At 42.3% G+C, this 12,178-nt stretch carries 9 protein-coding genes and 3 pseudogenes; 8 read left to right on the top strand and 4 right to left on the bottom strand.

All coding sequences use genetic code 11. The annotated features are described in order from the left end of the window. Positions 1 to 149 precede the first annotated feature (149 nt). Positions 150 to 1,250 carry an AI-2E family transporter gene (locus HXY43_RS11755; protein ID WP_026731734.1) on the top strand — a complete coding sequence of 367 codons (1,101 nt, stop codon included), beginning with the start codon at positions 150 to 152 and terminating at the stop codon, positions 1,248 to 1,250. 248 nt (positions 1,251 to 1,498) lie between these two features. On the opposite strand, the gene HXY43_RS11750 is transcribed toward HXY43_RS11755, so the two are convergent. Together HXY43_RS11750 and der are read right to left on the bottom strand one after the other, a co-directional pair. Further along, complete coding sequence (locus HXY43_RS11750) at positions 1,499 to 2,428, bottom strand: energy-coupling factor transporter transmembrane protein EcfT (RefSeq protein ID WP_026731733.1); 930 nt, start codon at positions 2,426 to 2,428, stop codon at positions 1,499 to 1,501. Between the two features lie 120 nt (positions 2,429 to 2,548). Then, complete coding sequence (gene der, locus HXY43_RS11745) at positions 2,549 to 3,910, bottom strand: ribosome biogenesis GTPase Der (protein ID WP_290883401.1); 1,362 nt, start codon at positions 3,908 to 3,910, stop codon at positions 2,549 to 2,551. 470 nt (positions 3,911 to 4,380) lie between these two features. Between der and HXY43_RS11740 the strand changes: the two genes are divergently transcribed. Then, positions 4,381 to 5,145: a PIG-L deacetylase family protein gene (locus tag HXY43_RS11740; protein WP_290883400.1), complete on the top strand. Its 765-nt coding sequence runs from the start codon at positions 4,381 to 4,383 to the stop codon at positions 5,143 to 5,145. A 95-nt stretch (positions 5,146 to 5,240) separates the two neighbouring features. On the opposite strand, the gene HXY43_RS11735 is transcribed toward HXY43_RS11740, so the two are convergent. After that, positions 5,241 to 5,525 (bottom strand): DUF427 domain-containing protein, encoded by a 285-nt coding sequence (locus HXY43_RS11735; protein ID WP_026731729.1) that lies wholly within the window; start codon positions 5,523 to 5,525, stop codon positions 5,241 to 5,243. A gap of 82 nt (positions 5,526 to 5,607) precedes the next feature. Here HXY43_RS11735 and HXY43_RS11730 point away from each other — a divergent pair, with 82 nt between their 5' ends. The 6 genes and pseudogenes from HXY43_RS11730 (at position 5,608) to lpdA (ending at position 11,919) form a co-directional block, all read left to right on the top strand. Beyond that, positions 5,608 to 6,159: a HEAT repeat domain-containing protein gene (locus tag HXY43_RS11730; protein ID WP_290883399.1), complete on the top strand. Its 552-nt coding sequence runs from the start codon at positions 5,608 to 5,610 to the stop codon at positions 6,157 to 6,159. 485 nt (positions 6,160 to 6,644) lie between these two features. Next, positions 6,645 to 6,884, top strand: a complete 240-nt coding sequence (locus HXY43_RS11725) for a hypothetical protein (protein ID WP_290883397.1) — start codon at positions 6,645 to 6,647, stop codon at positions 6,882 to 6,884. After that, positions 6,874 to 7,122, top strand: a pseudogene (locus HXY43_RS11720) (type II toxin-antitoxin system RelE/ParE family toxin); the annotation flags it as partial. The gene HXY43_RS11725 and the pseudogene HXY43_RS11720, both read left to right, overlap by 11 nt. 87 nt (positions 7,123 to 7,209) lie before the next feature. Then, on the top strand, positions 7,210 to 9,366 hold the full coding sequence (gene recQ, locus HXY43_RS11715; RefSeq protein ID WP_290883396.1) for a DNA helicase RecQ: 2,157 nt from the start codon (positions 7,210 to 7,212) through the stop codon (positions 9,364 to 9,366). 820 nt (positions 9,367 to 10,186) lie between these two features. Further along, positions 10,187 to 10,294, top strand: a pseudogene (locus HXY43_RS11710) (DUF1499 domain-containing protein); the annotation flags it as partial. 65 nt (positions 10,295 to 10,359) lie between these two features. After that, positions 10,360 to 11,919 (top strand): dihydrolipoyl dehydrogenase, encoded by a 1,560-nt coding sequence (gene lpdA, locus HXY43_RS11705; protein WP_290883395.1) that lies wholly within the window; start codon positions 10,360 to 10,362, stop codon positions 11,917 to 11,919. Positions 11,920 to 12,011: 92 nt separating this feature from the next. Here the strand turns inward: lpdA and HXY43_RS11700 are convergent. Next, positions 12,012 to 12,131: pseudogene (locus HXY43_RS11700) on the bottom strand (gfo/Idh/MocA family oxidoreductase); the annotation flags it as partial. Positions 12,132 to 12,178: the final 47 nt, after the last annotated feature.

Below are 12,178 nucleotides of genomic sequence, written 5' to 3'. Positions count from 1 at the left end.
GGAATTGGGAATTGGGAATTGGGCATTGGGAATTGAAGTACTAATTTTTCCTATGCCCATTGCCCATTGCCCCTTGCCCACTAACTACTAACCACCAACCACTAACCACTAACAATCAACAACTAACAAATTCCTATCCCCGAATGATGATGGAATCAGCAAACAAACTGCCCAGATGGTTAACTTTAGCCTTAGCATTTCCCCTTACCATCCTCAATGGTTGGGTATTGCTTCAGGTAATTAATTATTTTCAACCTTTGGTAAGCATTTTTGTTGCCGCCGTCCTCTTAGCTTTTATTCTGGATTATCCCATCCGCTTTTTCCAGAAACAAGGCGTGCAACGTAACGTAGCTATTTCGGGAGTCTTGTTGTTAGCTGTATTAATATTGGCAGCTGTAGGTATCACCTTAGTACCGCTAATCATCCAACAACTCAATGAACTGGCTAACATTTTGCCCACATGGATTGATTCTGGCAGACAACAATTGCAAGCGTTCCAAAATTGGGCAACCACAGAACAGTTACCAGTTCATTTAAGTGGCTTAATACCTCAACTTCTCGATAGAATATCCAACCAAATTCAAAATTTCACCGGTCGGATACTAACTCTAGCTCTAGATACCATCGGTAGTCTAGTCAATGTCTTGCTGACAGTAGTGCTGACTTTCTACTTAGTTTTTAACGGAGAACGTCTCTGGGATGGTATGTTTCTGTGGTTGCCATCGCGTGTCGGATCACAAGTGCGCCAGTCATTGCAGGAAGATTTTCAAAATTATTTTATTGGTCAGGTGACATTGGCTACTATCCTGGCATCAGGAATTACACTAGCGTTTTTAGCGTTGCGGGTTCCTTTAAGCCTACTGTTTGGGCTAGTGATTGGTTTTTTTGCTTTGTTTCCCTTTGGTACGGGAATTGGTATCAGTATTGTGAGCTCGTTAGTGGCATTAAATAATTTTTGGTTGGGAGTAGAGGTTTTAGTTGTAGCGGTGGCGATCGACCAATTTAATTATAATTTTGTGGCTCCTCGTATTCTTAGTAATTTAACTGGTTTAAATCCCGTTTGGGTAGTGATTTCATTATTAATAGGGGCAAAATTGGGAGGATTACTAGGGCTATTAGTTGCTATACCTTTGGCGAGTTTTATTAAAAGTGTTGGCGATAATTGGCGTGAGGGGAGATTTAGTGAAGCACCTGAGGAGGAGAAGCAACAAGATAATATCAAGCTTGAAAAAAGCCAAATGTTATCGTAGAGCAATAATAGAATATACGAGTAGAGACGCGAAATTACCCTGCGGGAACGCCTGTGGCGTACGCGTCTCTACAAAGGATTGTGGGCTTATCACCAAGCGTATTGCTTTATATTCCCACTGCGATGCTCCGAAGGAGCGGTCTTTGACCATCGCAACTATTAGGTAATATCCCAATTACCAATTACCAATCACCAATTACCGACACAGGCGGATAATATAAGTGTTCAAGCGGACATGATAGGAGAGTGTCAAACTTCAGTACCTATTGCCAACCGCACTCCCCAAAATAATATTAAAGTTGCGATCGCCAACCAGTCACGTTTTTTGAGCCGTAAATCGTGCCACCTGACCTGATGTTCGCTAGGGCTGGTAAAACCCCGCACCATCATTGCATTTGCCATTTGTTCTGCCCTTAATAGCAGATTTTCTAATAGTCTCTCTGCTACTAGCAGCCAAACTTTAACTGCTCCTTTGAATCCTAACTTTTTCCAATTAATTGCTCTCGTCATAATCGAGCGAATTAAATTCTGTACTTCTTCTAAAACTAAAGGTATAAACCGCAAAGATAAAGTCAAAGTTAGTGTAAGTTCGGTGACAGGTAATTTAAACCTTCGCAAAGGTTGCATTAAGCTTTCGATCCCGGCTGTAATTTCTTCAGGTGCGGTTGTGAGCAGATATAAGTTAGTGCTGTAAATAACAGTAAATAATATCGTACTCAAACTGATCGCTAAATCTAGCGAACGGCGAGTAACTTTGACTGCCCCTTTTTCAAATAGTACGTAACTGTAGTTTTGTTGGTTTTTTGCTGGTAAAGGTGCAACAGTTTTTGAAGTATTTGGGTTTGATGTTGCTGTTAAGACTGCTTCATTAGCTGGCAATCTGGGTTGATATTTTATACCAAGCCCATCAGGGCTAATAGCGGCGATCGCTAACACAAAAAAGCACAGCATCAACAGCCAGCCCATCTGTTGTTGCCAAACTCGCTTGGGAATTCTGGCGACTAAGGTAGCAATAATCAACAGTACCACTAGCAGCACTCGCCACAAGTTGTTAGCAAAAACGTAGGTTGTCAGAAAACTCATCAACCAGATGAATTTGACTCGTGGATCGAGTTTATGCAACCAAGTTTGGGGTTGTTCTAAGTAAAGACCAATTGGTAGCGATCGCAGTAAATCCATGCTTCAATTTTAGATTTTAGATTTTAGATTTTGGATTATTGAGTTGCTTGTAACTCTCAAGGTTTTTGGTTTTAAATTGGTTTACTCCAATCTAAAATCCAAAATCCAAAATCCAAAATTTTAAACGCGGGCAGCTCTATTAACATTAGCATTTTCCACTTCCCGAGCTTTTTTACTCCGCCACAACAACCGGATAGGAGTACCCTTAAACCCTAGTTGTTGCCGGAATTGTCGCTCGATGTAGCGGCGGTAGTTGTCGTTAAAGCGTTTAGCTTCGTTGACAAATAATGCTATTGTAGGCGGCTGGGTGCTAACTTGCGTACCGTAATAAATTTTGCCCTGTTTTCCACTTCGACTGACTGGCGGCGAATGCCAACGAGTAGCTTCTTCTAAAACTTCGTTAATTACCGATGTGCTTACCCGACGTTTGTGTTCCTCTGCTGCCTGATTTACCAATTCCAAAATCTTTTCTACCCTTTGTCCAGTCAAGGCACTGACAAAGATTGTTTCTGCCCATTCAGTAAAATGCAGTCGTTCTTGCAGATGTTTTTCGTAATCGTAAATCGTGTAAGAGTCTTTTTCGACTGCATCCCATTTATTTACCACAAGAATGCAGGCTCGACCTTCTTCTATCACTCGTCCAGCTAATTTTTGGTCTTGTTCGGTGACACCATCAAGGGCATCTATCACTAATAAAACTACATCAGCGCGGCGAATTGCTTTGAAAGCCCGGTTGATACTAAAGAATTCGGGGCCATATTCCACATTTTTCTTTTTCCGAATTCCCGCTGTATCAATCAAGCGGTAAGTTTGCCCGTTGCGTTCAACAATTGTATCAATAGCATCGCGGGTAGTACCAGAAATTGGGCTAACTATCGCCCTCTCTTCGCCAACAAGAGCATTCAAGAGACTCGATTTCCCAACATTTGGGCGTCCCACAATTGCCACATTAATTTCATGAGTTTCTGGAACTTCTGTTACGGGTGGTAGGTAAGCAATCAGTGCGTCAAGTAATTCTCCTGTACCGCTACCATGAATGGCAGAGATGGGGAAAGGTTCGCTCAATCCTAAGTTCCAGAATTCGGCAGCTTGAATTAAACCTTGTTGTGGAGATTCACATTTATTTACAGCCAACAGCATAGGTACGGGTTGTTGTCGCAACCATGCAGCGATTTCTTCATCAGCTGCGGTTGGGCCTGTGGTACCATCGACTACAAAAATAGCAGCACTGGCTTCTGATAGGGCTGCCATTACCTGTTGGCGAATCAGTGGTAAAAATTCGGTGTCATCATTGAATACTAAACCACCAGTATCGACAACTAAAAATTCGCGATCGCCCCAGAAAGCAGGTAGATAAGTGCGATCGCGCGTTACTCCCGGTTCATCAAAAACAATAGCAGATTGCTCGCCCGCCAAACGATTGACGAGGGTAGATTTGCCCACATTTGGGCGACCAATAATAGCAACAATAGGAAGTTTCATCACTAGATGCAGAATACTGCAAATCTTTATTGTAGCGATTTGAGCTTACACTATTGTTTGCCTGCGAATAAAAGGTACTGGGGATTGGGTATCAGGGATCGGGGATTGGGAATTGGGAATTGGTTTTCTTACCTATGCCCGATGCCCATTGCCCATTGCCCATTGCCCATTGCCCATTGCCCCAGTCCCTATTCCCCAGTCCCTTGTGTGCATCTGTGGTCGTAATTCAACTACCTCTTACTTTCTGCCTCACCTTGTGCCAGATTAACCCAGCCACAATCAACCCCAAACCCACTTGCCAGATTGAGGACTCTACCCAGAAAGCCAAAAATAAACAAGATAAATATTTTTAATCTCCTCCTTTTGATTGCACCATTGATAAAAAAACTATTTAATATTTCCATTATTCAGGATTTAAGTTAAATCGAGGTAATGCCTCTCAAAGTCAAGCAATACATGCACGAGCAAACATGGGAAACAGAGAAATTATTAGTAAGTTAAGAGTGACTTTTGGAGCTAAACTTCGCTCTATAAATGCTGGTATTTTGTCTCGCTGGATTTTATATTTTAAAAGTCAACCACTAGCGGTTAGCCAAAAATCAGCAATGGTGTTTTCTCCCCACCAAGATGATGAAACTCTAGGCTGTGGTGGTACGATCGCCCTCAAACGGTCACAAGGAGTGCCTGTACAGGTGGTCTTTCTGACTGATGGACGCTATGGCAGACCTGAGTGGATTCAACCAGAAAGAATTACAGATATTCGCCAGCAAGAGGCTGTAGACGCCTTACAAATTTTGGGAGTTGCCAATTCAGAAATTCACTTTCTCAATCAAATAGATAACTCTTTGCAAAATCTGCCTAATGACCAACGCCAAGATTTAGTGACTCGGTTAGCTCAACACCTACAGTCTTTTATGCCAGAAGAGGTTTATGTTCCCCATAAAAAAGACTTTCACGACGATCATGAGGCTACTTACAAGTTGGTTCAGGAGGCGATCGCCCTATCGGGAATCCAGACCGAACTATTACAATATCCTATTTGGATGTTTTGGCAAAATCCACTGTCTTTTAGTCTCAAGTTTGAGGATGTAGCTGATGCTCGCCGATTAGCAATCTCTGCTGTTATAGATAGAAAAAAACGAGCGATTGAAACCTACCGTTCTCAACATCCTGGCTTACCTAGTGGTTTTCTAGAGCGTTTCTTTTTGCCCTATGAGATTTTTTTTAAGGATTGAATAAGAGTCAAGAGTTAACTATAAAATCCCCGACTTCCTCACCAGAAGTCGGGTATCTGTCTTTTTTTGGCTGGTGCGATCGCTTGAGAAGTATCCTAAGCTTCGACTTTTACACCTCTCCAAAAGGCAACATAACCCTCTATCTGCTTCGCCTTTTCTTTTGCACTGGGATAGTACCAAGCAGCGTCTTTGTTGGTTTGTCCATCTACTTCGATACTGTAGTAACTAGCAACACCTTTCCAAGGGCAAGTGGTGTGAGTGTCACTTTCCTTGAAGTACTGTTTGTTAATTGCATCAGGGGGAAAGTAATGATTACCTTCCACGACAACAGTATTGTCGCTTTCGGCTAAGACAGCACCATTCCAAGTTGCTTTCGGCATAACTAAGAGAATGTGAATAAACGTTACAAGTAATATTTTGACACTTCTGCGGTTTCAATACCTTGGGGCTTTAATGGTATGTGTGACAATTGAAAAGGAAGCTAAGTCAGCACTGCAACAGACAGACCGCAAAAAAGCAATTGCAGCCTTAGTGCAACTGCTACAGTCAGATGATGTGCCTGTCCACATCTGTTGGCAGGTAGAAAAAAGTTTAGTGAAAATAGGCACAGGCAATGAAATGGCGATCGCCGCCTTAGTGCAACTACTGCAATCAAATCATGTGGATGACTACACCCGTAGGCAGGTAGCATCTAGCTTAGGGAAAATCGACCCTGGCAATGAAAAAGCGATCGCCGCCTTAGTGCAACTACTGCAATCAAATCATGTGGATGACTACACCCTTGAGCGGGCAGCATCGAGCTTAGAGAAAATCATCCGAGATAATAACCATCGGTTTGCGTTAGTCAAAGCCTTAAGAGGTTATTGGCGATTAAATGAAGATTGCTACGATGTCATCTGGAAATGCTCTCAGAATATGCCTTACCCTGATTTCTATCAAGCTTGGCATCAACATAATTTTGCGACTCGTACAATGCAAAGCTTAAAGAAAATCCTCTTCACAAGAATAATTTGAGTACTTTTGCAGCAGCGACGTTACAAATTAAGTTTTCGTGGCAACTTCGTATTATCCATTCGTTACGAACACACAAGCGGACGTTACAAATGAAGTTGTTGTCGTAACGACAGCTTATTCGTTTATGGCAAACGCTTATGTTGTTGTTACCACCGCTTAAGCAAAACTTATGAATAAAGTTAGTGTCGTAACGACAGCTTGTCCATTTGTGGCAAATGCTTATGCTTTTGTTACCAACATTTAAGCAAAACTTATCAATCTAGAAACTGTCGTCACAAATGCTTGAATGTTAGTTACAACAGCTTGTTTATTTGTGGCAAATGCTTATGTCTTAGTTACCAACGCTTAAACAAAATCTATAAATCGCATTAAATACCAGAAGCTGAAACCATCGGTGCATTATGCCAAAGGCTAACATACCCTTGATTTTTCCTTCTCATGCCTAAATCCTATACTATATAACAGCAAAATTCACCTTCACGACAATGAAAGCAATTGAAGTTAAGGGAACTGTCGATGAATTCGGTCAACTTTCTTTAGACGAACCGCTGACTTTGGCAAAACACAGCCGCGTTCGAGTCATCGTACTCATAGCGGAAGAGAATGAAGAGGATGAGGAAATTGTCGAGTCTGCAAGCGAAAGTTTTCGTCAGGGTTGGCACGATGCTATGAGTGGAAATACTGTGCCTATCTCTCAACTGTGGGAAGGGATTGATGCAGAGTGAACCACCCTTAATTCAGGTCGAAGCAACTGCCAAATTTCAACGCAATTTGCGTCTTTTGGCAAAGAAGTATCGCAGCATTCGTAATGATATTCAACCAATTATTGAACAACTGCAATTAGGAGAATTACCAGGAGACCAAATACCTGGAATTGGATATACAATTTTTAAGCTACGGGTCAAAAATAGTGATATTCAAAAGGGCAAAAGTGGTGGATATCGAGTAATTTACTATGTGAAATACGATCGCGACTTCCTGCCGAGAGATTGTTAAAATCCTGATATCTTCATAACTACCCATGCAGAAAGCCCCAAAAAAGCGATCGCCATGTCTCAGTATCCCAATTTAGAAGCAGCGCTGAAATATCACTTCGGTTACGATAACTTTCGCCCCGGACAGCGGCAAGTGATCGAAAATGCGCTTTCTAATCGGGACTCACTGATTGTCATGCCCACCGGTGGGGGCAAGTCGCTGTGCTTTCAACTACCAGCACTGATCAAAAAAGGTTTAACAGTGGTGGTATCGCCTTTGATAGCCTTAATGCAAGATCAAGTAGAAGCACTGCGAAAAAATGGGATTGCGGCAACATTTCTCAATAGCAGTCTCAACTCTTATCAAACGCGATCGCGCGAACAATACATCATCCAAGGTAAAGTTAAACTACTCTACGTCGCCCCAGAACGTCTTGTCAGTGACAGATTTCTGCCATTTCTAGATTTAGTACATCACCAAGTTGGTATTTCTGCCTTTGCCATTGATGAAGCACACTGCGTTTCTGAGTGGGGACACGACTTTCGTCCAGAGTATCGCCAGTTGATATTACTGCGAAAACGTTACCCTGATGTTCCAACTTGGGCACTCACTGCCACCGCTACAGATCGCGTTCGTAGTGATATCATCCAACAACTGGGGCTAAAAGAACCCAGCATTCACATCGCCAGCTTCAACCGCCAAAATCTTTACTACGAAGTCCGCCCCAAAAAAAAGAATGCCTACGCAGAACTTCTAGAACTCATCCGCGAAACCCCAGGTTCTGGAATTGTTTATTGCTTGACACGCAAAAAAGTTGATGAAATTACCTTTAAACTACAACATGACAAAGTTTCCGCACTACCCTATCATGCAGGTTTAACAGACGAAGAACGCACTCAAAATCAAACTCGGTTTATTCGCGATGATGTGCGGGTGATGGTAGCAACTATCGCCTTTGGTATGGGCATTAATAAACCGGATGTGCGCTTTGTCATTCACTCTGACATACCCCGTAACTTAGAGAGTTACTATCAAGAATCAGGCAGGGCAGGCAGAGATGGAGAACCTTCGCGCTGTACACTTTTCTACAGCTATGGTGATGTCAAAATCATAGAGTATCTGATCAATCAAAAAAGCGATTCCCAAGAACAATTGATTGCCAAACAACAGCTGCGGCAGATGATAGACTACGCTGAAGGTACAGACTGCCGCCGCACAATTCAACTAAGTTACTTTGGGGAACGCTTTACAGGTAATTGTGGCAATTGTGATAACTGCCGCTATCCCAAACCAGTGCAAGACTGGACATTGGAAGCAATGAAATTTTTATCTTGTGTGGCACGCTGTAAAGAAAAATTTGGCATGGGCCATATTATTGATGTGTTGCGAGGAGCAAAAACTCAGAAAATTACCCAATACGAACACGACAAACTATCTACCTACGGTATTGGTAAAGATAAAAGTGCAGATGAGTGGCGGATGCTGGGACGTTCCCTGTTGCATCAAGGTTTGCTAGAACAAAGTACCGATGGTTACGCAGTTTTGAAATTGAACGCCCTGAGTTGGGAAATCATGCGGCGACAGCGCACCGTTTCTGTTGCTGTTTCCGTAGCACAAAAGATTACTTGGAACGAAGGAACCACCCAAGCAGCAGAGGCAGAATTGCTATTGCAGAGGTTGCGTTTTCTTCGGAAAAAACTTGCTGACGAACAGTCTGTACCACCTTACATGATCTTTGCCGATTCTACTCTCAAATTAATGGCTCAAGTCAAACCCCAAACGAAAGACGAATTCGCCAAACTTTCCGGCGTTGGTAGTCACAAACTCGCTCAATATGGTGAAAAATTTATTGCCGAAATTCGTGCTTACTGCCAAGAATTAGGTTTGCAAGAGCAAAAAACTAATCCTACTTCTTTTGTTAGTTTTCCTTCAAATACAGAATTACAAACTTTAGAGTTATATCAACAAGGCTTGAGCATCTCAGAAATTGCCAAAAAACGTAACCTGAGTCCGAAAACGATTACCGGTCATATTGCCAATTTAATTGAGAAGAATCAACTTGGAGATTTAAATCAGTTAGTGCCTGTAGAGAAGCAGCAAAAAATATTGCAAGTATTAAACACCCTTGGGGATGTTGCTCTTACCCCTATCAAAGAATATCTTGGTGATAGTTACAGCTTTGAAGAAATTCTGTTTGTCAGGAGTAAATGGCGACAGCAGAGTCGCAATTGATATCAAAGTCTATCCTAGAGTAGGCACGCTAGCTCAACATTCTCTTGGTGTCTTTGTGTCTTAGTGTTTCAGTATTTTCAAGATAGATATCAGAAAACGTATCCACAGAAGTAATTTTGGCGATCGCGGTTGTGTCCCTACTCTTTTGACCCTGCAAAATACAATTGTGCAATCAAAGATAGTACTTCCCTCACCCCGCCTGTCGGCACCCCTCTCCCAATTTGGAACAGGGGAGGGGGAGAGGGCACGAATTGCTATATCTGAACACAACTTGGTATGAAATCGTTAGAATGAGATTAGTATCAAATCCAAATTCATCAGCCCTTGTTACCTAGCGATTGGAACTAGGAGCATAGGTTTTGTAACGTCTGCATATGCAGGCTTGAGAAAGCATGGATATTTCAACTGGATTTGATATCACCTACACATTCAGAGTAGTTAAAAAGCCAAAAATTAAGGCTAAACTCTGATGGCTACTAGCGCTAGTAGTCAATATTTTGCTTATGAATCGGGAATAAAGATAACCTTTGGTTTTCGCCAAATGAGAAAGTCGGGAATATGACAATTTATGTCCTATTCTCCGCTCCATATATCCCATTTCTGCTCACACATTGATAACCAATTTTCAAATCACTGCTTATGAATCGTCTCACAAATTTGTTTCAGAACAGAGCTATTTTGTGGATCGGTGTTTTTTTGGTGCTTGTTGCTTACTGGGCAATAGTTAACCTAGCAATGTAATATCAAGTCCGGCTAATTCATGTTCATTAAAAACCCTCACCCCCCTCTCCCAAATTGAGAGAGGGGTGAGGGTAGATATAATGTTTGTTCGGCTTCGCGTTTGGGTCAAAGCGATCTAGGTGTGAATCGTAACCGCGTAGAGACAATTAGAACAAAGTTAAACCAGATACAACAAAACCACCGTTAGCTAGAGGAAAAGCGACGGCTGGCGCTTTAGGATAATAAGAGTTGTATCTCATGAAGTGGCTGGCCATGAGTCAAACAGTAATTCCACCCATACTCCAACCCATAACTGTTCCACCAATGGATCGGTTTAACCAGGAGTTAATTGAAAACCTCCATCCGCCGAATTGGGTTAACCCTGAACCTGCTCCTTGTTATAATTTGGTGATTATTGGTGCGGGTACTGCTGGATTAGTGACGGCAGCTGGTGCAGCTTTGTTAGGTGCAAAAGTGGCTTTGGTGGAAAAGCACCTGATGGGCGGTGATTGCACAAATGTGGGTTGTGTACCGTCGAAAACGATGATTCGTTCGGCGCGTGTGGTTGCAGATGTGAAGTATGCCGGAAAATTTGGTATTGGCACTCCTCACTACATTAATATTGATTTTCCGGCAGTGATGGAAAGACTGCGAAGGATACGGGCAGAAATTAGCCCCCATTATTCTGCTAAGCGGTTTCAGCAGGAGTTTGGAGTAGATGTATTTTTTGGCAAGGCACATTTTTCTAGCCTTGATACGGTAGAAGTTGCACAGAAAACTTTGCGATTTAAAAAGGCAGTAATTGCCACTGGTTCGCGTCCCAAACAACTACCGATTGAGGGATTAGAAGCAGCTAAATATCTTACTAATGAAACAGTATTTTCTCTGACACAACAACCGAAGCGACTTGCTGTCATCGGTGGAGGTTACATCGGTTGTGAATTAGCTCAAACCTTTCGCCGCTTAGGCTCAGAGGTGATCTTGCTGCAAAAAGGTTCCCATTTACTGAGTCGGGAAGATGCTGATGCGGCGGCAATCATCCAAAAAACTTTTGTGCGAGAGGGTATTCAGTTAATTCTGGGGTCGAACGTTCACCGCGTTGAACGTGAGGATGCAGACAAGGTTATTTACTACGAGGTGAATGGACAAGAGAACAAGCTGAAGGTGGATGAAATTTTGGTTGCGGTAGGGCGATCGCCTAATGTTGAAGATTTAAATCTAGAAACTGTAGGTGTTAAATGTGACCAAGACAAGGGGATAATTATCAACGATTACCTACAAACAACTAACCCACGTATATATGCAGTCGGGGATGTCTGCATGAAATGGAAATATACCCATGCAGCTGATGCGGCGGCGCGAATTGTCATCCAGAATGCCCTATTTTCGATTTTGGGACTGGGAAGAAAAAAACTAAGTTCGCTGATTATGCCTTGGTGTACCTATACCGATCCAGAGGTTGCCCATGTGGGTATGTATCCTCAACAAGCGAAAGAAAAAGGAATTGAAATTGATACCTTTTATATTCCTCTGAATGAAGTGGATCGGGCAAGAATTGATGGTGAAGCAGAAGGTTTTGTCAAGATCCATGTCAAAAAGGGAACTGACAAGATTCTCGGAGCAACTATTGTAGGGCGTCACGCCGGAGAGATGATTAACGAAATTACCTTGGCGATGACAAATAAATTGGGATTAGGGGCGATCGCCAAAACAATTCACCCTTATCCCACCCAGTCAGAAGCGATTCGCAAAGCAGCCGATGCTTATAATCGCACTCGTTTAACTCCCTTAGTGAAGAAAGTAACCTCTACCTGGTTGGCATTGAGACGTTAAATGTTTGTTGTTTGTTGTTTGTTGTTTGTTGTTTGGATTTAGAACCAACAACCACCAACCACCAACCACCAACAACTAAGATTTACCTGACGGAAACGCAGGATAGCACTAGTCATTTCGTCTACTTCTTCAAAGCGCTTTTCGCCGTTATTAGCACAGAAAGCAACAACTTCTGTTGGTTCGTCTTGGAACAGGTAACGAGTAGCATTAATAATGATTATAAATAAAACAATAACAAGACTAAGAATCCAAAAGGCAG

Source organism: Fischerella sp. (genome assembly GCF_013388695.1).
GTDB lineage: Bacteria > Cyanobacteriota > Cyanobacteriia > Cyanobacteriales > Nostocaceae > PCC9605.
The sequence above is the reverse complement of the archived record's forward strand: the minus strand, read 5'-3'. Positions and strand labels throughout refer to the sequence as shown.